Here is a 22,133-nt window from a genome sequence, read left to right as displayed (position 1 = left end):
TTACCAAGGTGCCCCGGCGCTTAGCGCATGGCCCGCCAAAAACGCAGTCGGAAGGTCACACGCAGAAACAGAAGTCAGGCGGCGCCTTTGACGCTGACGCCCTTTTCGACGAGGAAGGTCTGCAATTCGCCCGCCTGGAACATCTCGCGGATGATGTCGCAGCCGCCGACGAACTCGCCCTTGACGTAGAGCTGCGGGATGGTCGGCCAATTGGAATAGTCCTTGATACCTTGCCGTAACTCGGCCGACGTCAGCACATCGACACCCGTATAGTCGGCGCCGATATAGTCGAGGATCTGCACGACCTGGCCGGAAAATCCGCATTGCGGGAAGCCGGGCGTGCCCTTCATGAAGAGAACCACGTCGTTGCCCTTCACTTCATTGTCGATGTAGTCGTTGATGCCGCTCATGGAATACCCTTTCATGCCTGTGGGAGTCAGGCTCGAACATTACCCTTCAAATAAGCCCATGGGTTGCGCGAAACAAGATGTTTGCCGCCTTGCCATGCAAATGGCGCAAAGGAACGTCTGATCTTGGGCCAAGCCGTTGGCCACCATCTTTCCCCGAGGCGCGATGAAAAGACGATATCTCGCCGGGTTCCTCCTCGCCTTTCTGGTCGCCGCATTGGTCTTGATCCGGTGGACCAAGTCGCCGAGAGAGCCACCTCTCGTCGTCGGCGGTGAATTACCGGCGCCGTGCCGCGATGCGAGCTTCGAGGCGGTCGCCTATATCGTCTGCGAAATCGATCTGCGCCGGTATGACGTCGGTGTGTTCCACACAGGCGTCGACGGCAAGGCTTTCGGTTTGCTGGACAAATTCGACAAGGCGATGGCGGATCAGGGCCGGCCGGTGCTGCTCGCCATGAACGCCGGCATGTATCACCATGACCTGACCCCGGTCGGCCTTCTCGTCGAAGACGGCCGGGAGAAGGCGCCGATCAACGTCGCCGATAGCGAAGGCAATTTCTACCTGAAACCGAATGGCGTGTTCCTGGTCCGCAAGGACGGCAAGGCGGCTGTCATGGAGACAAACGCCTATGCCGCGACCAGGCCGGACGTGATGTTCGCCACGCAATCCGGCCCAATGCTGGTGATCGACGGCCGGCTTCATTCTCGCTTCGAGCAGAACGGCACATCGCGCTATGTCCGCAACGGCGTCGGCGTGCGTGACGAAAACACCGTCGTGCTAGCGATCTCGCGCTCTGAAGTCAGCCTCGGCAGCTTCGCACGGCTGTTTCGCGATGGGCTCGACTGCCCCAACGCGCTTTTCTTCGACGGCGTCGTTTCGGCGCTGTCGAACGGCGAACGGACGATTGTTGGTGGAAACTATCCGGCCGGGCCGATCATTGCCGTGACCGGCAAGACGCTTGCGAGGCGGTAACTGGAAGGGAGATTAGTCCGGCACGCTGGTCTGCAGGGCAAGCGCGTGCAGTACGCCGCCCATGTTGCCCTTCAGCGCGTCATAGACCATCTGGTGCTGCTGGACGCGGCTTTTGCCGCGAAAGCTCTCGGCCACCACCTCGGCCGCATAATGGTCGCCGTCGCCGGCCAGGTCGCGAATCGTCACCTTGGCATCCGGAATGCCTTGCTTGATCAGCCGTTCGATGTCGTGAGCGTCCATTGCCATGCGAGGATTCCTTGTTCAGGTCGTGATCTCATAGATATGGTCGAAAAGGCGGATGAACCCAGGGAAAGGGCTCCGCTCGATCACATCACGGGTCCACGACCTCATTTGCCATGAAGCGAGGGAACCAGGATTCGTGGGCGGCGGTCAATTCGCTGACCGGTATCGCACGCGCGTCGCCAAGCTTCAGTTCGCTGCTGCGGGTCGACCCGATCCACGGTGCAAAGATGCCGAGCTTGCTTTGCTGTTCGCAAATGGCGTCCCATTCCTCGCTCTGCGGGTCGATCGACAGCGTCAGCAGATAGCGGCCCTGGTCCTCACCGAACCAGACCGGGATCGGATCGGTGCCGATCAGGCCGGGGATGATCGCGCCGATGCCGGAGGCCATCGCCATCTCAGCCAGCGCCACCGCGATGCCGCCATCGGAAACGTCATGCGCCGCGGTAACGACACCGGAGGCGATCAACGCCCGCACATGGTCGCCGACCCGCTTCTCGTGGTCGAGATCGACCGGCGGCGGCGGGCCGTCGGCGCGGCCATGGATGTCGCGCATATAGACTGATTGGCCAAGATGCGTGCCCCACATCGTCGGCGCGCCGACCAGCACGATCATCTGACCTTCGGCGGCAAAGCCGATCCGCACCATTTTCGACCAATCGGCAATCAGCCCGACGCCGCCGATGGTCGGTGTCGGCAGGATGCCCTGTCCGTTGGTCTCATTGTAGAGCGAGACGTTGCCGGAGACGATCGGGAAGCCGAGCGCCCTGCAAGCATCGCCGATGCCTTTCACAGCACCAACCAGCTGGCCCATGATCTCCGGCCGTTCCGGATTGCCGAAATTGAGGTTGTCGGTAGCAGCGAGCGGCAGAGCGCCAGTGGCTGTCAGATTGCGCCAGCACTCCGCAACCGCCTGCTTGCCGCCCTCGTAAGGGTCGGCCTCGCAATAGCGCGGCGTCACGTCGGAGGAAAAGGCGAGCGCCTTGGTCGGGTGACCGTCGACGCGCACCACGCCAGCGTCGCCGCCGGGAAGCTGCAGGGAATTACCCTGGATCAGCGTGTCGTACTGCTCCCACACCCAGCGGCGCGAGGAAAGGTCCGGTCCGCCCAGCAACTTGAGCAGTGCCTCGGCCACGTCGGCTTGCGGTGTATCGCCAGGCAATGGCGCCGGCTTCTTCGGCTCGACCCAAGGACGGTCATATTCCGGCGCCTGATCGCCGAGATCCTTGATCGGCAGGTTGGCAACCTCGTCGCCCTGGTGCAGCACGCGGAAGCGCAGATCGTCGGTGGTCTTGCCGACGATGGCAAAGTCGAGGCCCCATTTGTGGAAGATCGCCTCGGCCTGTTTTTCCTTTTCGGGGCGCAGCACCATCAGCATGCGCTCCTGGCTCTCCGAAAGCATCATCTCATAAGCGCTCATGCGCTCTTCACGCACCGGCACCTTATCGAGATCGAGCTCGATGCCGAGGTCGCCTTTGGCGCCCATTTCGACCGCTGAGCAGGTGAGGCCGGCGGCACCCATGTCCTGGATGGCGATAACGGCGCCGGACGCCATCAGTTCGAGGCAGGCTTCGAGCAGGCATTTTTCGGTGAAGGGATCGCCAACCTGAACGGTGGGGCGCTTCTCGTCGATCTTGTCGTCGAACTCAGCCGAGGCCATGGTGGCGCCGCCGACACCATCGCGCCCGGTCTTGGCGCCGAGATAAACGACAGGCAGGCCGACGCCCTTGGCCTCCGACAGAAAGATTGCGTCCGTTTTCGCGAGGCCAGCGGCAAACGCATTGACCAGGATGTTGCCGTTGTAGCGGGCGTCGAAATTGACCTCGCCGCCGACCGTCGGCACGCCGAAGGAATTGCCATAGCCACCGACGCCGGAAACGACGCCGGCGACGAGGTGCCTGGTTTTGGGATGGTCGGGCGCACCGAAACGCAGCGCGTTCATCGCCGCGATCGGCCGCGCGCCCATGGTGAAGACATCGCGCAGGATGCCGCCGACGCCGGTCGCAGCCCCCTGATAAGGCTCGATATAGGAGGGGTGGTTATGGCTCTCCATCTTGAAGACGACACAGTCGCCATCGCCGATGTCGACCACGCCGGCATTCTCGCCCGGGCCCTGGATGACTTGCGGCCCGGTGGTCGGCAGCGTGCGTAGCCATTTCTTCGAGGATTTGTAGGAACAATGCTCGTTCCACATCGCGGAAAAAATACCGAGTTCCGTAAAGCTCGGCTCGCGCCCGACCAGGTCGAGGATGCGTTGGTACTCGTCGGGCTTCAGCCCGTGCGCGGCAATGAGTTCCGGAGTGATCGGCACGGAATTGGAAATGGTCATGATCGGCAATTTGTGTCCTTGGGATCGAGTCCCGTCTTATCGCAAGCTTTGCAGCCGATACACCCCGTCGGATGACTAAAACGACGGAAAGCAACAGCTGGCCGCAAGTAGCGAAAGATCGCCACTCGACCCGCCGGTTTCAAGCCGGTTCACGAAAAGCTGTCGTAGCCGGCGCGGCCCTCGTCCAGAAGCCGCCGGATCACCGCCACGCCGTGCGCGATATCGTCCCGCTGTGGCGGCTGCGAGATGCCAAACCGCACGCCGTGAAAGGCCTGTTCGGAACGCCCTGCCTTGAACTCGTCCTCGTCGTCGATGAGCACGCCATGTTCAAGGCAGGCCTGTTTGAAAGTGCCGGAAAGCCACGGGTCGGGCAAAGTGAGCCAGACGAACGGCACATTATCCAGCGCCTTGAAGTCGAAGCCGTCGAGTGTCTCGCGCACGATCGCGATGCGCGCACCGATCTCGGCAATGCTGCGCTTGCGCATCTCGGCGGCCTGACCGGACAGCACCAGCCGGCTTCCCACCTCCGCCAGCAGAAAGGGCAAGCCGCCCGTCATCATCTTGTGGGCAACCCGGATGCGGTGACGATAGGCCGGCGGGCAGGCGAGCCAACCGCCGCGAACACCCGCCGCGACCGATTTCGACAGCCCGCCGGCAACGATGGTCCGTTCGGGAGCATATTCGGCCAATAGAGGCGTCGGGTCGTCGGTCAGGCCGCCATAGAGATCGTCCTCGATCAGGACGACGTTATATTGACGGGCGACACGCGCGATCGCCTCCCGGCGCGATGCCGACAGCGTCGTCAGTGTCGGATTCTTGGCCGTCGGCATCAAAAACATCATCTTCGGATGCTTTTGTGCGCAAACGCGCTCGAAATCCTGAGGATCGATGCCCGCGTCGTCAGCCGCCACCAATGCGGTCCGGCGACCGATCAGGCCGGCGCTGCGGGAAATCTGCGAATAGGTGAGGTGCTCGAAGACGACATAGTCGCCGGGCGCGGTGAGCCCCGCAATGGTTGCCATCACCGCGGCGTGGGTGCCGAGCGTGGGAACGATTGCATCTGGGGCCGGGCGAAAGGAATTGCGCGACAGCCAGCGTCTGCCGGCTTCGAACCAGCGGTCCGGGAAATCACGCGTGTAGCTCGAAATCTCATGCGGATGATCTTGCGCCGTCCGCGTCAACACGTCGGCGACGATGGCGCCCTGGCCGACATCCGGTGCGGCGGTGCTATCGAAGCGCAGCTTGTCGCCGGGCGCATCCATATAGCGCGTGCCTTGTTCGACCGGCCCCCGGAACTCCGGCTTTGCGCTCTCCGACTGTTGAGCGAGAACATAGGTTCCGCGGCCGACCTCGCCGCTCACCAATCCCCGCTCGCGCAGCAATTGATACGCCCTGCCAACGGTGCCGACGGTCGTGCCGATGTCGTATGCCAGATCGCGCTGCGGCGGCAGCTTTGCTCCTGCACCTATCAGGCCGCGATCGATGTCCGTCTCGATGGAATCGGCAAGCCGCTGATAAAGCGGGCCGGTGCCGGCGGTAAGGTCTGGAAGCCAAGTTGTCATGGTGACAATTTTCTACATTGCACCCGATCTAGGAGTCAATACATATCAGCTTGGCGGCTATAAGGGTACAATCCGAAGTCTTGGCAGAAAGAAAATGGCTACAATAGAGACAATCCGCTCCGTTAGGGCTGAATTGCAGATGCAGGTGGCACCTCCGTTAGGCCGGCCAACCTATGTCGGTCGGCTAGTGCGTACGCTCAGATCCTTCGCGAGGTGGATCGGCAGGCTAATGGATCGTCGGCGCAGCCGGCTGGTCCTGCTCGAAATGACCGACGACCAGCTCAAGGATATCGGCATCTCGCGCTGCGATGCCCATCGTGAGGGTCTGAGGCCGTTCTGGGACTGAGGAGTTCGACGGGGCGCTATCGCACTTTAGCGATGTCCGCCGCCCTGATCCGCGTGACACCGTGGTCCACAAGCACCGCCACAATGCACAGCAACAGAAAAAGCCCGGTAACGGCTAGAGCTGAGACGGCGACGCTGGTCGCACCGTTCTTAGGGACATCAAGGAACGGGTAAGGCACTTCACCGGCAATCGGCGCCCGCAGCAGCGCATAGGCCAGATAGGCGACCGGATAGATCATCCACCAGGAGATGTCGCGCCATCGCGTCGAGCCGTCGGCGCCCGCCACAAGCCACCACACCACAAACAGCAGCGGCGTCACATAGTGGAGGAGGACGTCGCAGAGCAGGAACAATCCTTGCGGCTGCCAAAGCTGCGCCAGGACCGTTGCATAAATGATGAGGACCAGTGTCATGGCGACAGCTACGCCGGCCCGCATCCGTGGCGCGGCAAAAGCCGGAAACCAGGCATAACCCGTCGACGACAACAACGAGGCATGAACGAGCACCGCGCCGATGTTGGTCAGGATGGTGAAGAAGCTGAAATAGAAGACCAGCGAGCCGACAAACCGCGGTTCGATTGATGCCGGGACCGTGATGCAGAGCTGCAGGACCAGCCCGGCCAGGCCGACGACCAGACCAGTGATCTGCAGCAACCGACCCATTGGGCTAGGCAGCAGCGCCGCAGCCCGAATTGCCCGCCTGCCAGCGGGAAATGTCCGAGCCGATGCGCGCGCCGAGCGGTTCCGCCATCAATGGGCCGAACACGTCGACGCGGCTCGAATTGCCTTGCGCCTGCACGACCAGCAGCGGCTTTCCGCCATAATGTTTGGCCGGCACCAGCAGGAAGCGCGGCGTGCCACTGAACGAATTCAGTTCGTTGGCCATCTGATAGGATTTGAAGGCAGGGTCCTTGCTGGCGATCCAGCATTTGTGGGCAGCGATTGCCACTCGCTCCATGGCAAGCAGTGACGCGCTCTTGCCCGCCGGCGCCGGCGTGCTCTTGGGGCCCGACTGGCAGGAGGCAAGTACAAGACAGGCGGAAGCGGCGAGGGCTAGGCGGGCGAGTGTCGATCGCATGGTTAAGCGGCGCCCATCTCGAGTTCGGACAGAAAGATCTTCAGACCGTCTGTCATCTCACCCCAGACGCGCGACAGCGCCGGATGCTGCAAGGCGATTTGCTCATAGGCATCGAATTTCGGATAGGCGTCAAGCAAATCGGGGCGGCCGATCGTCGCTCTGAAATTGTTGAAGACGAAGCGGGTCGGCGTCAGCCACGCATCGGCGAAGGAGATGTCGTCGCCGAGCGCGAACGGCCCATGCGCCATGCGGGCCTCAATTGCCGCAAGCCCGTGATGCAATCGGGCGAACTGTGCCTTGATCTCGGCCTCGTTGCGCTGCGGCACGAAATAGAGCTCGAACAGCTTCATCGTTGGGGCGAGCACGTCAAGGTCGGTGATGCGGGCGAACACGCGCACCAGCGCCCGGTCTTTCGAATCCTTGGGCAACAGCGCCGGCTCGGGAAAGCGCTCCTCCAGATATTCGGCAATGACCACCGATTCGACGATCGTTTCGCCCGAGCCGGTGATCAGCACCGGAATCCGGTTGAGGGGCGAGATGGCACGAAATCCCTCGGGGATGGGAAACCCCGACGGCGGTGCAATGACCTTGAGCGGCACGTTCTTGATGTAGGCCAGCGCCCGCACAATCGACGAATAGGGCGACAATGGCCGCGAATAGAGTTTCATGACCGTCGCTCCAGAAGGAAAATTGAAGGCATCAAGCGGCGACGCCCAGCGCGCTTTCGAACAGTGCCCGGCCGTCGCTGCCGCCATGCGCCGCTTCGATCAGGTTCTCGGGATGCGGCATCAGACCGAGCACATTGCCGCGGCCGTTGACGATGCCGGCAATGTCGTTGATCGAGCCGTTGGGATTGGTGCCTTCGGCATAGCGGAACACTACCTGGCCTTCGCCTTCGAGGCGGGCCAGCGTTTCGACATCGGCAAAATAATTGCCATCATGGTGCGCCACCGGCGCCCGGATGACCTGGCCCGGCAGATAGCGGCGGGTGAACATCGTGTTGGCGTTGGCGATCTGCAGCTTCACCTCGCGGCAAACGAATTTCAGCGAGGTATTGCGCATCAGCGCCCCCGGCAGCATGCCGGCCTCGACGAGTATCTGAAAGCCGTTGCACACGCCAATGACCATGGCGCCCTTGGCCGCTTTTTCGGCTACAGCCCGCATCACCGGCATGCGCGCGGCAATCGCGCCGCAGCGCAGATAATCGCCAAACGAAAAGCCGCCGGGAATGGCGATCAGGTCGACGTCGGGAATTTCGGTGTCGGTCTGCCAGACGGTGACCGGCGGCGTGCCGGAAATCTTGGTCAGCGCCGCGATCATGTCGCGGTCGCGATTGAGGCCGGGGAGCAGGACGACGGCTGATTTCATTTTTGTTCGTAGGGCCTCTGGGCTTCGGCGAGTTCGCGCAATTCTAGACGGCGTTCTATGCGCTCAAGGCGATCGTCTTGACGGCCGAGAATGCCATAGATGTTGTGAATGTCGCTTTGCGTTGCGACCATGTGACCCCGAACTACGTTCAACTCCCGCTTCACTTCGGAAACATCCTGGCGAAGTTCAGCGACTTCGTGATGCACACGCTTGAGAAGCTCATACATCAACTCATTCGTGGCTTCGGTCATCTGCCCTCCGGTACAACCTCAGGTAATGGCCACACTATAATTCTCAATCACCGTATTCGCCAGAAGCTTGTCGCACATGGCATTCAGCTCCGCCTCGGCTTTGGCCTTGTCGCTCTCGGCAAGCTCGATATCGAAAACCTTGCCTTGCCGCACCCGGCCGATGCCGCCGAAACCCATTGCGGAAAGCGCATGCTCGATTGCCTTGCCTTGTGGATCTAGCACGCCGTTCTTGAGGGTTACGGTAATGCGGGCCCTGATCACGCTGGACATGCTCCTGTTCACCTGTTGAGCGGGCAAGCCATCAGTGCGGCTTGCCTTTGACGCCGTCAGTCGATGCGACGAGCACCGGTCCGGCAGGACGCGGCGGTTCGTTCTCGTTCATGATGCCGAGGCGGCGGGCAACTTCCTGATAGGCTTCGACCAGCCCGCCCATGTCGCGGCGGAAGCGGTCCTTGTCGAGCTTGTCCTGCGTCGCCACGTCCCACAGCCGGCAGGAATCCGGCGAGATCTCGTCGGCAACGACGATGCGCATCATATCCCCTTCGAACAGGCGGCCGCATTCGATTTTGAAATCGACGAGCTGGATGCCGACGCCCATGAACAGGCCGGAAAGGAAGTCGTTGACGCGAATGGCCAGCGCCATGACATCGTCGATCTCCTGCGGGCTCGCCCAGCCGAAGGCGGTGATGTGCTCTTCCGATACCATCGGATCGTCGAGCGCATCGGCCTTGTAATAGAATTCGATGATCGAGCGCGGCAGCACGGTGCCTTCCTCAATGCCGAGGCGCTTGGCCAGCGAGCCGGCGGCGACGTTGCGCACCACCACCTCGAGCGGGATGATCTCGACTTCCTTGATCAGTTGCTCGCGCATGTTGAGCCGGCGGATGAAGTGGGTCGGAATGCCCATCCGGTTGAGATGATTGAAGATGTGCTCGGAAATGCGGTTGTTGAGCACGCCTTTGCCATCGACGATTTCATGCTTCTTCTTGTTGAAAGCGGTAGCGTCATCCTTGAAGAACTGGATCAGCGTGCCAGGCTCCGGTCCCTCATAAAGGATCTTGGCCTTGCCTTCATAAATGCGGCGGCGATTTTTCATCTGATTTTTCTCTGGATTTGCGGGCAGGCGGCAAGCGACCAGTTCCTGTCCGTCCGCCTAAAATAAGATGGCGACGGTGGGGTTCAATGCCGGTGTCTATCCCAATCGCAGTGTTTGCTCAATCGGCAAATCCTTCCAATCAACCGCTTTCGGGAACCGAAATGCCGCAGCGCAGCAGGCAATGTAGCATATTGACCGGCCGGCGCCCTTTTGGTTTGTGCTCCGGCAACACATATTGGCACAACGAATCGGATTTCACGGAGGGATGCCATGAGCAGCATGAAAGACCGCGAAGAGGGCTTTGAGCGCAAATTCGCGTTCGACGAGGAACTTCGGTTCAAGGCTGCGGCACGCCGCAACAGAGCGCTCGGCCTGTGGGCTGCCGAAAAGCTCGGCAAGTCCGGCGCCGATGCCGACGCTTATGCCAGGGAAGTGGTCGTCAGCGATATCGAGGAAGCCGGCGATCACGACGTTTTCCGCAAGATACGCAAGGATTTCGATGCGGCCGGCATCGACCAGTCGGACCATCAGATCCGCCGCACCATGGATGAATTGATGGCGCAGGCGATCGAGCAGATCAAGAACACCTGATCCCCCCATCGATACCGAATGCTGGACCAATCGACCGCCCGGCCTAACCGGGCGGTTTTTCTTTGCCTTTGCGTTCGTTTCCGGCTGAATTGCTGCAAGCAAAGAGGAAATCGCCAATGTCCCTGAAGTCACGCCTTGCGGCCGACGAGACGCTGTTCACCGCATGGTCCGGCGTGCCGGATGCCCTGACCGTCGAGATACTGGCCAGACAAGGGTTCGACGCGGTTACGCTCGATATGCAGCATGGTGGCCATCACGAGGACAGTGTGCTGCGCGGGCTTGTGCCGGTGCTGGCCGCCAACAAGCCCGCTTTGGTGCGCATTCCGGTCGGCCGCTTCGACATGGCCAGCCGCGCGCTTGACTTCGGCGCCGAGGCGGTGATTGCGCCGATGGTGAATTCAGTGGCGGACGCAAAGCTGTTTGCCGCCGCCATGAAATACCCGCCGCTCGGCGAGCGCTCCTGGGGCCCGACCTATGCTTTTCCGCGCCATGGCAAGGGCGATTATGCCGACTGGCTGCACGACAGCAACCAGCGCACCATGGCGTTCGCCATGGTCGAAACGCGCGCCGCGCTTGATGCACTCGACGGCATTCTCGACACGCCGGGTATCGACGGCATCTTCCTCGGCCCGTCGGATTTCTCGATCGCCTGGTCGAAGGGGACCACCGTCAGTTCGACACTGGAGAGCATGATGGAGACCGTCGCCTCGATCGCCCAGCGCACCCGCAAAGCCGGCAAGCATGCGGCGATCTATGTGATGGAACCGGCCATCGCCGGTCGTGTGGTGTCGATGGGCTATCGGCTGCTGGCGATGGGTTCCGAGCATTCGCTGATTTCGCTTGGGGCAAAGACCCTGCTGAGCAGCGTCAGGGATTCGATCGCTTCCTAGAGATCCGTCAGGAATTTCGCGAACGTCATAGAACCTTCGGGCCAGGGGCCGAAGCCGGAATCCGCGTTGAGATGACCGGCATGGCCGGCGTCGATGAACAGCGAACCCCAAGCCGCGGCAATATTCTCGGCGACGCCGAAGGCGCAGAACGGGTCGTTGCGGCTGGCGATCACCACCGACGGAAACGGCAGCGGGTCGCGCGGATAAGGGCCGAAGGTCATCAGGTGCCTCGGCTTTATCTCTGGGTTGGCGACATCGGGCGGCGCCACGAAGAAAGCGCCGGCGACCGGCCGCTCAAACCGAGGCAAGGCCTGGATGACCGCGGCGACGCCAAGCGAATGAGCGACGATGACGACAGGCCGCTCGGCCTCGTTAACCGCCTTGGCGACACCGGCCGTCCAATCCTCGCGCACCGGCTTCGACCATTCCGCCTGTTCGACGCGGCGCGCTGTCGACAGTTTCGATTGCCAGCGGCTCTGCCAATGATCTGGGCCGGAATTGGTGTAGCCCGGCACGATGAGAATATCTGCTTCCTTGACTTTCATGGCGCGCATGTAGCGAGCGACACCGTCGGGTGCAACCGGGTATGGGTCCAAAAGAACCGCACGCAAACGGCCTCGGGCGGGCCGGTTCTGCTCGCAATTGTGAACACCATGTTCGCTTCTTGCGCTCTTGTGTGAACGATCGCGATCGACGATCTGTCGGCAAGAAAGAATGGCTGTTCCGAGATTTTGGCACGGACACGGCATAGAATGATTGATGGCGCCGGGTTCCTCTGTTGGAAGCTTGTCGAACGCCGCCTGAACGGAGCACTTTGATGAGCGAACTGCCTTTTGCCGCGACGACCCCGGTCAGCGTTGCCCGCGTCGGCTTGCGGGCGCGCGATGCAGAAAATCTCGCTGCTTACTATCGCAAGGTCGTCGGCCTGCAGGAGCTGAGCCGCGCCGGCGGCACGATCACGCTCGGCGCAGTCAATCGCCCTTTGCTTCACATCGAAGCGGATCCGGCTGCGAAACCCGATGACCCGCGCAGCGCCGGTCTTTTCCACACCGCCTTCCTGCTACCCAGCCGGGCCGATCTCGGTCGCTGGATCAACCACGCCATCGCCGGCAAGATCGGCATAGAGGGCGCATCCGATCATCTGGTCAGCGAGGCGCTTTATCTGACCGACCCGGAAGGCAACGGCATCGAGATCTATGCCGACCGCCGCCCGGAGGACTGGAAATGGAACGGCGACAAGATCGCGATGGCGACGGAGCGGCTGAACATCCCCTCGGTGGTTGCCGAAGTGCCGGCCGGCGACACCGGCTGGCAGGGCGCGCCGGAAAACAGCATTATCGGCCACGTCCATTTGCGGGTCGGCAGGCCGGAAGAAGCCGAAGCATGGTGGCATCAGGAGTTCGGTTTCGACACGGTGGCAAAATATGGTGGCGCGGCGGTGTTCCTGTCGTCCGGCGGCTATCATCACCACATTGGCGCAAATGCGTGGCAGAGCCCGGGTGCCGGTCGCCGCGATCCCTCCCGGTCCGGCCTGGCCTGGGTCGAGATGCGTTCGGACAATGTCGCAAGCGACACTACGCGCGAGGATCCGTGGGGCACAGTGATAAGGACGGTTCCCGGTAAGGCGTAGGCTAGAGGTTCGCCTTTTCAAGTAAGCGTCCAAGCATCAGCAGGCCCGCTGGCCATACGCCCAGGCGGGCCTCGTTTCCCATATGGCCGAGATCGCCGGCATCGGCGATATCCGCGCCCCAGGCTGCGGCAAAAGCGCTCGCCTTGTCGAAGGTGACGCGCGGGTCGCTGCGGCTCGCCACCACCAATGCCGGGAAGGGCAGGCGCTTCAGCGGCATCGGCGCGAACGGGCGCACCGCGTCGAATGAGGGATCGGTATCCTCGACATTGGTCGCGGCAACCAGGAACGCCGCCGCGACCTTGTCGAGCTGGCTTTGACTGGCCCCGGAAGCCCACTTCACCGCCGTCGCCACTGCCAGCGAATGTGCAAGCAGCACGATGCGGCGCGGTGCGGCGGCCACCGCAGCATCCAGCCGGCCGATCCAGTCTTCAGGCTTCGGTCGGTCCCACTCTGCCTGCAGCACGCGACTTGAATTGGGGAGCACCCGGCACCAATGCGACATCCAATGATCCGGTCCGGAATTGCCGCGCCCGGGCAGGGCAAGGAAATCGAAATCTCCGGCCGCCGAAATCATCAGGCTTCTCCGAACACTCGGCTGAAGATCGTATCGACGTGCTTGGTATGATAGCCTAAGTCGAATTTCTCGCGGATCTCGGCTTCAGGCAGAGCTGCAACAACGTCCTTGTCGGCTAGAAGTTCCTCAAGGAAATCAGCGCCTTGCTCCCACACCTTCATGGCATTGCGCTGCACCAGCCGGTAGGCGTCCTCGCGCGAGACGCCGGCTTGCGTCAGCGCCAGCAGCACGCGCTGCGAATGCACGAGGCCGCGGAACTTGTTCATGTTCTTCAGCATGTTGTCCGGGTAGACCAGTAATTTGTCGACAACGCTGGTCAGCCGCGACAGCGCGAAATCGAGCGTCACCGTCGCGTCGGGCCCGATCATGCGCTCGACCGACGAATGCGAGATGTCTCGCTCGTGCCACAGCGCCACATTCTCCATGGCCGGCAGCGCGAAGGAGCGCACCATGCGGGCAAGGCCGGTGAGATTCTCGGTCAGCACCGGGTTGCGCTTGTGCGGCATCGCCGACGAACCCTTCTGTCCGGGTGAAAAATACTCTTCTGCTTCGAGTACCTCGGTGCGCTGCAGATGACGCACCTCGATCGCCAGCCGCTCGATCGACGAGGCGATGACGCCGAGCGTGGCGAAGAACATCGCATGGCGGTCGCGCGGAATCACCTGCGTCGACACCGGCTCGGGCTTCAGTCCGAGTTTCTTGGCGACGTATTCTTCGACATAAGGATCGATATTGGCGAAGGTGCCGACCGCACCCGAGATGGCGCAGGTTGCAATGTCCTCGCGTGCGTGCACCAGCCTCTCGCGGCAACGCGAGAATTCGGCATAGGCCTGCGCCAGCTTGACGCCGAAGGTGGTCGGCTCGGCATGAATGCCGTGGCTGCGGCCGATGGTGATGGTGTCCTTGTGCTCGAAGGCGCGGCGCTTGAGCGCCGCAAGCAGCCCGTCAATGTCGGTCAGCAGGATGTCGCTGGCCCGGGTGAGCTGCACGGCAAAACAGGTGTCGAGAACATCGGAGGATGTCATGCCCTGGTGGATGAAGCGCGCATCCGGCCCGACGAATTCCGCAAGATGGGTGAGAAAGGCGATGACGTCATGCTTGGTGACGCGCTCGATCTCGTCGATGGCTTCGACATCGAATTTCGCCGCTCCGCCTTTCTCCCAGATGGTCTTGGCAGCCTCCTTTGGAATGACGCCGAGCTCGGCCAATGCGTCGCAGGCGTAGGCCTCGATCTCGAACCAGATGCGGAACCGGGTTTCGGGCGACCAGATGGCCACCATTTCCGGCCGGGAGTAGCGAGGGATCATCAGTCGGTCCTGACTTGCGAGAGCATTTGCCCGCGTCCTAACAGAGGCAGGCAAAATCCTCAACGTTGCTGGCGCGCAAACCAGACACTGGCGACAGCGAGCGCAATGAAACCGAGCGGAAAATACAGCCGAATGCCGAGGACGACGAACTGGTAGAGTGCCGTCAACATCGTGAACACGAACTGGAAAATCCAGGTGATGGTGAGCGCGGGCGCATGCCATTGGACATAGTAGGAGCGGTATTGCAGCCCAAACAGGCCGCCGGTGACGGCGATCGTCGCTGCGAGAAGGCAGACGAAGGCGGCGGCAAGGGCGATCTCCCAGTGGCGTCCGAGCGAGACGAACCGCGCCAGGAACAGCCCAACCGGGAAGGCCAGCGCACCGCCGGCAGCATAAAGCAGCGAGACGAAGCGAATCTTTGCCGGGGTCTCCCAATCGTACTGCAGCAGATTGAGCAGCGCGCTGGCGCCCATCGCCATGGCCCACAGCAAGGCACCGGCAAATGCGGTGCTCAGCGACGGCAGAGCGCGGCGGAGATGGCGCAGGGCGCGATAGCGCATGGTTGGGAACGTCACCGGCGACCGGTTACCGCGATCCAGCGATAGTCCGGCCCTTCGAATCCGTATTGGCGCACCGCGATCAGCACGGCATAGGCGCTGAGGCTATCCAGCGAAAATGTCTGAACCGCGCCGATCTGATAGCCATTCGGACAACCTCTGCTTTGCGGGATCGACTTGTCCTCGTGGATAATCCTCGTTTGGCCGCCGTCCTTCGCCTCGATGCGCAGCAGGCGAAAACCATTGATCTCGCCCTGGCTCTCGCATCGTTCGGTGTCATTCATGCCGATCTGGTCGAGCCGGAACTCGAGCGGATCGTCGACCGGCGAGAAGATCGGGCGCGGATTGACCATCATGCGGAAGGGATCGGCAGAAAGCTCGGTAACCGGGTTGAAGCCGGCGGTGATGCCGCGATTTGACGTGAGTTCCGCCTGATTGACGATCGCTTCGCCCTTTTGCCGGGCCTGCAGCCGCGCTGCGTCCACCGTGGCATTCTCGTCTTCGAGCCGGACGCGGATCGGCGAGCCCTTGAGAAAACTGTCGTCGGCCGTGTCAATATAATAGCGGTTTGCATAGGGAAATCCCGATCCGTCCTGGACGCCGTATTCCTCGAAGGCAAAGACCCCGCCATCACGACTGAAGCCGAGGATCTCAAGCTCGGCGACATCGCCTGCGTGGGCGGCGACCAAAGTTGCAAGCGGGGCAAGCAGGCAGACGGCAAACAGGGCAAGATTTCGCATGGGGCTTTCCATTCAGGCGGTCGACGCCGTTAAATTCCTATCACGATGCCGTCAAAAGATCGTGCTACTGAAACACAAGGTCGATGCATCCAATCCGGCCGTCGTTTGTTATTGTCGGCAGCTTCACCGCATCGTGCCTTCCGAAAATTAGGATCGATTTTTGGAAGGCACGATGCATTGATTCAAAATGTTTAGAGCGTCCTTTGCGCGTCTAATTGGACGTGCGGCGCCCTAAGGGAGACCGCCATGATTGATGCAGCCAAGATTCGCGAACGTATGGAAGTGATCGGCGCCGACGGCGTCCATGTCGGTACCGTCGACAAGGTTGATGGAAGTCGCATCAAGCTGACCAAGCGCGATAGCGGCGAGGGCGCTCACCGGGGCCATCACCACTTCATTCCTCTTAGTCTTGTCGCAGAGATTGAAGGCCAGAAGGTGCGGCTCTCGGCAAACTCGGATGTTGCGGTCACGTTCGAGGAAGAAAAATCCGACCCCACCTGATCATAAGTCCAGTCTGATTACGGCTCACCCGAATGAGCGTTGCGCGGTCAGCGCGACGACCAGACCGGGAACAGATCGCCTTCGGCCGGCGTCGCGGCAAAGACGCCGCGGGCGATAGCGCGCGCCATCGTGGCGCCGGCCGCGGCGTAGAGATCGACTGCATCGTTGGGCCCGAGCTCGATGCCGCTCTTGCCCGTTGCCAGCGCGAAGACCAGATCGCCGTCGGCCGGCGTGTGCGTCGGCCAAATGGCACGGACAAAGCCGTCATGCGCTGATATTGCCAGGCGTTTGGCGGCGGCCTTGGTGAGTACCGCATCGGTGGCGATCACGGCGATGGTCGTGTTGCCGCCGGTTTCCGCCTGCTCTGCATGCTCGTCACGGAACTTCAGCAGGATCTTTCTGGCATCGTCAGGCATCGGGTGGGGATAGCCTAAACCGCCGAACTCGTCGCCGATCTCGAACGGCGCCGCCCAGAAATGGCGGGTCCCGGCGACCGTCACCGAGCCGGTCGGGTTGACGGCGGCGAGCGCGCCGATGGTGACACCGCTGTCGAGCATCGTCGAGGCCGAGCCGAGCCCGCCCTTCAGGCCGGAGCTCAAAGCCCCGCTACCTGCGCCGGCAGTGCCGAGCGCAAAGTCGATCGCGGCGGCTTGCGCGGCTTCGTAGCCAAGGTCCCGGTAAGGCGGATACCGGCCCCAATCCTTGTCGCCGCCATTGCGCAGGTCGAACAGGATCGCCGCCGGCACGATCGGCACGCGAAAGCCGCCGACCTCGACGCCGATGCCTTTTTCGCGCAGGGCCGCCTGCACCCCCGACGCGGCGTCGAGGCCAAAGGCCGAGCCGCCCGAAAGCACCACGGCATGGATGGCGTGGATCGAATTGTGCGGCTCGAGCAGGTCGGTTTCGCGGGTACCTGGCGCACCACCCAGGATTTGCACGCCGGCCACGGCCGGCTCGTCGCAGATGACGGTGGTCACACCGGATTTCAGCTTGGCATTCGCCGCATTGCCGACACGCAGGCCGGCGACGTCGGTGATGAGATTGCGCTGACCCGTATGGAACATCCCCGTGCTTGACATCATTGGCTCTCCGCCGGCACGAAACGGCCGCCGTCGAAACGGTAGGCGCGATAAGGATTTTGCGTCAGGTCACCTTTTTCGTCAAAGCGGATCGGTCCAATCACCGTGGTGAAGTCATGCGCGGTCAGCATGTTGGCCAGCTTCTCGCCGGCGCTTTGCGTCAATGCTGAAGCCGCCTTGGCGATCTCGACCGCGGCATAGGCAGGCAGCGTGTACCCTTCCGGCACGATGTTTTGTCCGGCAAAGCTCTGCAGCACCTTGGGGTCGGCGACATCGGCCCATTCGGGCGGCGCGATCATCAGCGTGCCTGCGGCGTAAGGCACGTCGCCGAGCGGCGCGCGCAACGCTTCCCCGCCGGCAAACACCATTCCCGTGTTAAGCTGGCCGGCGTCACGGCCCATTATGGCGACATCATCGCCGTCGCCGCCGGCAAAGACATGCGTTGCGCCGGCTTTCTTCAGCCGGCCGATCAGCGCGATCTGGTTGTCGAGCTGCGGCCGGAACGTGTCGACGAACACCGGCTTCAGGGCCGACTGCTCGGCGGCTGCCCGAAACGTCTCGGCCATTTCGCGGCCGTAGATGGTGCCATCGTCGACGATGGCGAACAGCTCGTTTTGCCATAGGCGGGTGAGGATGGCGGCGACGGCATTGCGCTCGTCGTCGCCGCGCGGCCCGAGACGATAGATCGGCCATCCCGTCTTGGCGCGCCGGTCGGTCAGGCTTTCGGTGCGGACGCCGACTGTGATCACCGGGATGCCGGCATCCTTAAGGATCGGCAGAGCCGCCTCGATTGCCTCGGTGCACAAAAAACCGATGACGACGTTGACCTTGGCCGCGGTGAATTCCCGCGCGGCAGCCGCGCCGCCGGCGGCCGTGCAGGCGTCATCGATCGTCCTGATCCCGGCATCGTTCGCTTCAGCCGCCATTGTCGCGCCTGACTCGATCTGTTTGCCGAGGATCGCCGACGGGCCCGACAAAGGTGCCGCGACGCCGACCAGGAGCGTCTCGGCACTCGCACTACCGGCGACCGAGAGCCAGGCCAGCACCGCTATTGTGGTTGTCCAGGGTCGCATGCGAGCGAAGAATTCCTCCGCGCCGATCGCGTGTTTTGCCGGCGCCAATGCCGTCAAGACCTAAAGGCTGGCCAGCTTTGGCGCAACACGGGAATTCAGGATATAGCTCAAGCACTTCGCTTGTGGCATGCAATATCCCGCCATATATAACGGTTGGTTCTGACTAGTGGAAATCATCGGTGCTGAAGAAGAATGACATCGGGCCGCAGGCCTACCGCGACGCGATGGCCCATTTTGCCGGCCACGTGCATGTAGTCACCACCAATGGCCCCGCCGGCAGGCGCGGCGCGACGGTGATCGCGGCCTGCTCGGTGTCTGACACGCCGCCGACCATCCTGGTTTGCCTCAATCGTGAAAATCCCAAGAACGAGCCGTTCGTGGAAAACGGCAAATTTGCCCTGAACACGCTGGCTTCGGATCAGGAGTCGCTGTCGATCGGCTTTTCCGGCATTACCGGCCTGCCGGTCGAGGAGCGTTTCGCGTTGGCCGAATGGGATGTGATCTCGACCGGTTCACCGACGTTGAAGGGTGCCCTTGCCGTCTTCGACTGCGAGCTGGTCGACACCAAGGATCTGGCCACCCACCGTGTGCTTTTTGGCAACGTGACAGGTTTGCGCATCGGCGATAATTTGCGGCCGCTGGTTTATCACAACCGCGGCTACCACGCTCTGTAGAGGCTTTCGGATGGCCGCGCCCGCGGAAACAGAATGACCGAGTTGAAACCGCGTCCGGCGCCGCGGACAATCGACGAGACGCTATGAAAGCCTAGATGTCTCCTCCCGGTCCGTTCGGTCGACCCGCGCCGGTGGATCGAGGCTGGCGCGAAGCGCGTGGCATAACCACATGTCTCCCAGGGAGAAAATCATGGAACACAGTATCTATCTCGATGAGACCCGCGACCCGCTGATCATTGCGGAGGGCTGGATGAAGGACGGCAAGGATGTCGCCATCGCCACCGTGGTCGAAACCTGGGGCTCGGCACCGCGTCCGGTCGGCAGCCACTTGGTCATCGACGCCGAAGGCAATTTCCATGGCTCTGTTTCGGGCGGCTGCGTTGAAGGCGCAGTGGTGACCGAGGCGGTCGACGTTATCGATAGCGGCAAGGCGAAGATGCTGGAGTTCGGGGTTGCCGACGAAACCGCTTGGCAGGTCGGCCTGTCCTGCGGCGGCCGCATCAAGGTCTATGTCGAAAGGTTGGGCTGATTCTCAATGGATCCTTATGCGCTGAAGGCACTCAATGCCGAACGCCGCGCCCGCCGCGCGGCAATCCTGGTCACCGATCTCGGCGACGGACGCGACCGTGTCGTGCGCGAGGGCGACCAGGTGGCCGGCGAACTCGGGGCGGCCATCGCCAAGGCATTTCGCACGGGCAATTCCGGTTCGGTCGAAGCTGAGGGGCGGACCTTCTTCCTCAACGCACATCTGCCGCAGCCGCGCCTGGTGGTGATCGGCGCCGTCCACATCAGCCAGGCGCTGGCACCGATGGCCAGGATCGCCGGCTATCCTGTCGAGATCATCGATCCGCGCACGGCCTTTGCCACGTCCGACCGCTTTCCCGATATCGCGCTGCATGCCGAATGGCCGGGGGATGTGCTGAAGCGTCAGCCACTCGATAGCTATACGGCGCTGGCTGCTCTCACCCACGATCCGAAGATCGACGATTTCGCGCTGAAGGCGGCACTCGATGCCGGCTGCTTCTATGTCGGGGCGCTCGGCAGCCGCAAGACCCACGCCAAACGTGTGGAACGCCTGCTGGCTTCGGGAGCGACAGCCGACCAGATCGCCCGCATTCATGCCCCGATCGGCCTCGATATTGGAGCTGCCAGCCCGGCCGAGATTGCCGTCGCGGTTTTGGCGCAAGCGATCCACGCCTTCCGCTCCCGCGGCCTCGAATCCAAAGGCGCGGTCGCGTGAAATTTGGTCCCGTTGCGATCGATGCGGCCGAAGGGGCAGTGCTTGCGCACGCCACCACGGCCGGAGAGCGCCGCTTCCGCAAGGCGCACAGGCTAAGCGCCGGGGATGTGTCCCTGTTGAAGGCCGCTGGCATTTTCGAGGTCGTCGCGGCGGTGTTGGCGCCCGACGATCTCAGCGAGGACGTCGCCGCCGAAAAGATCGCCGCATCCATGATCCATCGCAACATCGAGGCGAAGCCCGCCGCGACCGGCAGGGTCAACCTCCACGCGCGGGCTGCCGGCATGTTCACTGTCGACGCTGTGATGATCGACGCCATCAACGCCGTCGATCCGACGATCACCATCGCGACGCTCGCGCAGCATGCGCCGGTCGAAAAAGGTCAGATGGTGGCAACGGTGAAGATCATCCCGTTTGCCGTCGCCTCCGCTTTGGTCGATGCCGTGGCAAGGATCTGCGCCGGCGGCGAGATCTTTGCCGTCAACGCCTTTCAGCCCGCGCGCGTCGGCGTCATCCAGACGGTGCTGCCCGGCACCAAACCCAGCGTGCTCGACAAGACGCTGCGCGTCACCGAAGCACGCCTGGCGCGTTCGGGCGGCAGGCTGGCGGCCGAGCGTCGAACGCCGCATGAAATTATCCCGGTCGCCGAGGCTGCGGTCTCGCTGATCCGCGACAACGATATGGTGGTTATCTTCGGCGCTTCGGCGATGGCCGATTTCGGCGACGTCGTTCCCGCTGCCATCGAAAGGGCGGGCGGCATTGTCATCCGCGCCGGCATGCCGGTCGATCCCGGCAATTTGCTGGTGCTAGGCACTCTGGGCGGCAAGCGCATCATCGGTGCGCCGGGCTGCGCACGCAGCCCCAAGGAGAACGGCTTCGACTGGGTGCTCGACCGGCTGATCGCCGGCCTCGACGTGACCGCCAGGGATATTGCCGGCATGGGTGTCGGCGGGCTGTTGATGGAAATTCCGACGCGGCCGCAACCGCGCGAGCCATTGCCGGCCAAAGCCGAACCAAAGGTCGAGATCGTGCTTCTGGCCGCCGGCCGCTCCAGCCGCATGGGCGGGCCGAACAAGCTCTTGGCACTGTTCGACGGCAAGCCCCTGGTTCGTCGCACTGCCGAACGCGCGGTCGGTTCGAAAGCCGCGGCCACCATCGTCGTCACCGGCCACCAGCGCGAGCGCGTGCGCGATGCACTGTCTGGCCTAGATGTGACCTTCGCGGACAATCCGGATTTCGCCGCGGGCCTGTCTTCGTCGCTGAAGGCCGGCATCGCCAAGATTTCCGGCGACGCCGCCGGCGCCATGATTGTCCTCGGCGATATGCCCGGCGTCGCCTCGGCCGATCTCGACAGGCTGATCGAGGCGTTCCGCAGGTCCGAGGGCCGATCGGTAGTGCGGGCCTCGCACGACGGGCGGCGCGGCAATCCGGTGCTGCTGCCGCGCTTGCTGTTTTCCGCGATCGCTCACCTCGAAGGCGATACCGGGGCCCGCAATCTGGTCGAGGCCGAAGGGTTCGACGTCATCGATGTCGAGATCGGGGAAGGGGCAGCCGTCGATGTCGACACGCGCGAGGCGCTGGAAAGCGCCGGCGGCGTGCTGCAGGATTGACAAACCGAAGCCGAAAAACGCA

At 62.6% G+C, this 22,133-nt stretch carries 28 protein-coding genes; 10 read left to right on the top strand and 18 right to left on the bottom strand.

All coding sequences use genetic code 11. The features are described from left to right. Window positions 1-74: 74 nt before the first annotated feature. The gene (grxD, locus tag AC0L2P_RS11000) at window positions 75-410 is read right to left on the bottom strand and encodes a Grx4 family monothiol glutaredoxin (RefSeq protein WP_473501238.1); all 336 of its coding nucleotides are present in this window, start codon (window positions 408-410) and stop codon (window positions 75-77) included. A gap of 163 nt (window positions 411-573) precedes the next feature. Between grxD and AC0L2P_RS10995 the strand changes: the two genes are divergently transcribed. Continuing rightward, window positions 574-1,380, top strand: a complete 807-nt coding sequence (locus tag AC0L2P_RS10995) for a phosphodiester glycosidase family protein (protein ID WP_473501237.1) — start codon at window positions 574-576, stop codon at window positions 1,378-1,380. A 12-nt stretch (window positions 1,381-1,392) separates the two neighbouring features. Here AC0L2P_RS10995 and AC0L2P_RS10990 read toward each other — a convergent pair whose 3' ends face one another. The 3 genes from AC0L2P_RS10990 to AC0L2P_RS10980 form a co-directional block, all read right to left on the bottom strand. After that, window positions 1,393-1,626, bottom strand: a complete 234-nt coding sequence (locus tag AC0L2P_RS10990) for a BolA/IbaG family iron-sulfur metabolism protein (protein ID WP_126093611.1) — start codon at window positions 1,624-1,626, stop codon at window positions 1,393-1,395. Window positions 1,627-1,711: 85 nt separating this feature from the next. Continuing rightward, window positions 1,712-3,949 (bottom strand): phosphoribosylformylglycinamidine synthase subunit PurL, encoded by a 2,238-nt coding sequence (gene purL / locus AC0L2P_RS10985; RefSeq protein WP_473501375.1) that lies wholly within the window; start codon window positions 3,947-3,949, stop codon window positions 1,712-1,714. Window positions 3,950-4,098: 149 nt separating this feature from the next. Further along, the gene (locus AC0L2P_RS10980; RefSeq protein ID WP_473501236.1) at window positions 4,099-5,511 is read right to left on the bottom strand and encodes an aminotransferase-like domain-containing protein; all 1,413 of its coding nucleotides are present in this window, start codon (window positions 5,509-5,511) and stop codon (window positions 4,099-4,101) included. Here AC0L2P_RS10980 and AC0L2P_RS10975 point away from each other — a divergent pair. Then, the gene (locus AC0L2P_RS10975; RefSeq protein ID WP_473501235.1) at window positions 5,510-5,857 is read left to right on the top strand and encodes a DUF1127 domain-containing protein; all 348 of its coding nucleotides are present in this window, start codon (window positions 5,510-5,512) and stop codon (window positions 5,855-5,857) included. The genes AC0L2P_RS10980 and AC0L2P_RS10975 overlap by 2 nt on opposite strands. Window positions 5,858-5,873: 16 nt before the next feature. Here the strand turns inward: AC0L2P_RS10975 and AC0L2P_RS10970 are convergent, their stop codons facing one another. From AC0L2P_RS10970 to purC, 7 genes are read right to left on the bottom strand one after another with little or no spacing between them, the layout of a single operon-like run. Then, window positions 5,874-6,518: a Pr6Pr family membrane protein gene (locus AC0L2P_RS10970; RefSeq protein WP_473501234.1), complete on the bottom strand. Its 645-nt coding sequence runs from the start codon at window positions 6,516-6,518 to the stop codon at window positions 5,874-5,876. A gap of 4 nt (window positions 6,519-6,522) precedes the next feature. Beyond that, on the bottom strand, window positions 6,523-6,933 hold the full coding sequence (locus AC0L2P_RS10965; RefSeq protein ID WP_473501233.1) for a hypothetical protein: 411 nt from the start codon (window positions 6,931-6,933) through the stop codon (window positions 6,523-6,525). 2 nt (window positions 6,934-6,935) lie between these two features. After that, window positions 6,936-7,601 (bottom strand): glutathione S-transferase family protein, encoded by a 666-nt coding sequence (locus AC0L2P_RS10960; RefSeq protein WP_473501232.1) that lies wholly within the window; start codon window positions 7,599-7,601, stop codon window positions 6,936-6,938. A gap of 31 nt (window positions 7,602-7,632) precedes the next feature. Next, window positions 7,633-8,301 (bottom strand): phosphoribosylformylglycinamidine synthase subunit PurQ, encoded by a 669-nt coding sequence (gene purQ / locus AC0L2P_RS10955; protein ID WP_473501231.1) that lies wholly within the window; start codon window positions 8,299-8,301, stop codon window positions 7,633-7,635. Next, window positions 8,298-8,552 carry a hypothetical protein gene (locus tag AC0L2P_RS10950; protein ID WP_473501230.1) on the bottom strand — a complete coding sequence of 85 codons (255 nt, stop codon included), beginning with the start codon at window positions 8,550-8,552 and terminating at the stop codon, window positions 8,298-8,300. Before AC0L2P_RS10950 ends, purQ begins: the two co-directional genes overlap by 4 nt. Before the next feature lie 18 nt (window positions 8,553-8,570). Continuing rightward, window positions 8,571-8,813, bottom strand: a complete 243-nt coding sequence (gene purS / locus AC0L2P_RS10945; protein WP_473501374.1) for a phosphoribosylformylglycinamidine synthase subunit PurS — start codon at window positions 8,811-8,813, stop codon at window positions 8,571-8,573. A gap of 40 nt (window positions 8,814-8,853) precedes the next feature. Continuing rightward, the gene (gene purC / locus AC0L2P_RS10940; protein ID WP_023674725.1) at window positions 8,854-9,648 is read right to left on the bottom strand and encodes a phosphoribosylaminoimidazolesuccinocarboxamide synthase; all 795 of its coding nucleotides are present in this window, start codon (window positions 9,646-9,648) and stop codon (window positions 8,854-8,856) included. A 270-nt stretch (window positions 9,649-9,918) separates the two neighbouring features. On the opposite strand from purC, the gene AC0L2P_RS10935 reads away from it, so the two are divergent. Together AC0L2P_RS10935 and AC0L2P_RS10930 are read left to right on the top strand one after the other, a co-directional pair. Then, window positions 9,919-10,239, top strand: a complete 321-nt coding sequence (locus AC0L2P_RS10935) for a DUF1476 domain-containing protein (RefSeq protein ID WP_023674726.1) — start codon at window positions 9,919-9,921, stop codon at window positions 10,237-10,239. Between the two features lie 116 nt (window positions 10,240-10,355). Continuing rightward, on the top strand, window positions 10,356-11,129 hold the full coding sequence (locus AC0L2P_RS10930; RefSeq protein WP_473501229.1) for an HpcH/HpaI aldolase family protein: 774 nt from the start codon (window positions 10,356-10,358) through the stop codon (window positions 11,127-11,129). Here the strand turns inward: AC0L2P_RS10930 and AC0L2P_RS10925 are convergent. Next, on the bottom strand, window positions 11,126-11,674 hold the full coding sequence (locus AC0L2P_RS10925) for an RBBP9/YdeN family alpha/beta hydrolase (RefSeq protein ID WP_473501373.1): 549 nt from the start codon (window positions 11,672-11,674) through the stop codon (window positions 11,126-11,128). The two genes, AC0L2P_RS10930 and AC0L2P_RS10925, sit on opposite strands and share 4 nt — an antisense overlap. 272 nt (window positions 11,675-11,946) lie before the next feature. Between AC0L2P_RS10925 and AC0L2P_RS10920 the strand changes: the two genes are divergently transcribed. Then, a complete protein-coding gene (locus AC0L2P_RS10920; protein ID WP_473501228.1) occupies window positions 11,947-12,759 on the top strand; it encodes a VOC family protein in 813 nt (270 codons plus the stop codon). Window position 12,760: 1 nt separating this feature from the next. Here the strand turns inward: AC0L2P_RS10920 and AC0L2P_RS10915 are convergent, their stop codons facing one another. From AC0L2P_RS10915 to AC0L2P_RS10900, 4 genes are read right to left on the bottom strand one after another with little or no spacing between them, the layout of a single operon-like run. Further along, complete coding sequence (locus AC0L2P_RS10915; protein ID WP_473501227.1) at window positions 12,761-13,333, bottom strand: RBBP9/YdeN family alpha/beta hydrolase; 573 nt, start codon at window positions 13,331-13,333, stop codon at window positions 12,761-12,763. Further along, on the bottom strand, window positions 13,333-14,640 hold the full coding sequence (gene purB / locus AC0L2P_RS10910; protein WP_473501226.1) for an adenylosuccinate lyase: 1,308 nt from the start codon (window positions 14,638-14,640) through the stop codon (window positions 13,333-13,335). The genes AC0L2P_RS10915 and purB overlap by 1 nt, the downstream gene beginning before the upstream one ends. Before the next feature lie 59 nt (window positions 14,641-14,699). Beyond that, window positions 14,700-15,200 carry a hypothetical protein gene (locus tag AC0L2P_RS10905; RefSeq protein ID WP_473501225.1) on the bottom strand — a complete coding sequence of 167 codons (501 nt, stop codon included), beginning with the start codon at window positions 15,198-15,200 and terminating at the stop codon, window positions 14,700-14,702. Window positions 15,201-15,211: 11 nt separating this feature from the next. Then, window positions 15,212-15,937, bottom strand: coding sequence for a DUF2259 domain-containing protein (locus AC0L2P_RS10900; protein ID WP_473501224.1), 726 nt, complete (start codon window positions 15,935-15,937; stop codon window positions 15,212-15,214). A 246-nt stretch (window positions 15,938-16,183) separates the two neighbouring features. Between AC0L2P_RS10900 and AC0L2P_RS10895 the strand changes: the two genes are divergently transcribed. Beyond that, window positions 16,184-16,438 carry a DUF2171 domain-containing protein gene (locus AC0L2P_RS10895; RefSeq protein WP_473501223.1) on the top strand — a complete coding sequence of 85 codons (255 nt, stop codon included), beginning with the start codon at window positions 16,184-16,186 and terminating at the stop codon, window positions 16,436-16,438. A gap of 47 nt (window positions 16,439-16,485) precedes the next feature. Here AC0L2P_RS10895 and AC0L2P_RS10890 read toward each other — a convergent pair whose 3' ends face one another. Beyond that, window positions 16,486-17,502: a P1 family peptidase gene (locus AC0L2P_RS10890; RefSeq protein ID WP_473501372.1), complete on the bottom strand. Its 1,017-nt coding sequence runs from the start codon at window positions 17,500-17,502 to the stop codon at window positions 16,486-16,488. A gap of 14 nt (window positions 17,503-17,516) precedes the next feature. Then, complete coding sequence (locus tag AC0L2P_RS10885; RefSeq protein WP_473501222.1) at window positions 17,517-18,590, bottom strand: branched-chain amino acid ABC transporter substrate-binding protein; 1,074 nt, start codon at window positions 18,588-18,590, stop codon at window positions 17,517-17,519. 179 nt (window positions 18,591-18,769) lie between these two features. Between AC0L2P_RS10885 and AC0L2P_RS10880 the strand changes: the two genes are divergently transcribed. The 4 genes from AC0L2P_RS10880 (at window position 18,770) to AC0L2P_RS10865 (ending at window position 22,111) form a co-directional block, all read left to right on the top strand. Beyond that, entirely contained in the window at window positions 18,770-19,264 is a 495-nt protein-coding gene (locus AC0L2P_RS10880) for a flavin reductase (protein WP_473501221.1), read from the top strand. Between the two features lie 190 nt (window positions 19,265-19,454). Beyond that, window positions 19,455-19,793: an XdhC family protein gene (locus AC0L2P_RS10875; RefSeq protein ID WP_473501220.1), complete on the top strand. Its 339-nt coding sequence runs from the start codon at window positions 19,455-19,457 to the stop codon at window positions 19,791-19,793. Window positions 19,794-19,799: 6 nt separating this feature from the next. Beyond that, window positions 19,800-20,504 carry an XdhC family protein gene (locus AC0L2P_RS10870; RefSeq protein ID WP_473501219.1) on the top strand — a complete coding sequence of 235 codons (705 nt, stop codon included), beginning with the start codon at window positions 19,800-19,802 and terminating at the stop codon, window positions 20,502-20,504. Further along, window positions 20,501-22,111 carry an NTP transferase domain-containing protein gene (locus AC0L2P_RS10865; protein ID WP_473501218.1) on the top strand — a complete coding sequence of 537 codons (1,611 nt, stop codon included), beginning with the start codon at window positions 20,501-20,503 and terminating at the stop codon, window positions 22,109-22,111. Before AC0L2P_RS10870 ends, AC0L2P_RS10865 begins: the two co-directional genes overlap by 4 nt. Window positions 22,112-22,133 lie beyond the last annotated feature (22 nt).

The sequence above is a fragment of the Mesorhizobium sp. WSM4836 genome (assembly GCF_055811815.1).
This window is presented reverse-complemented; position numbering and strand designations above follow the sequence as displayed.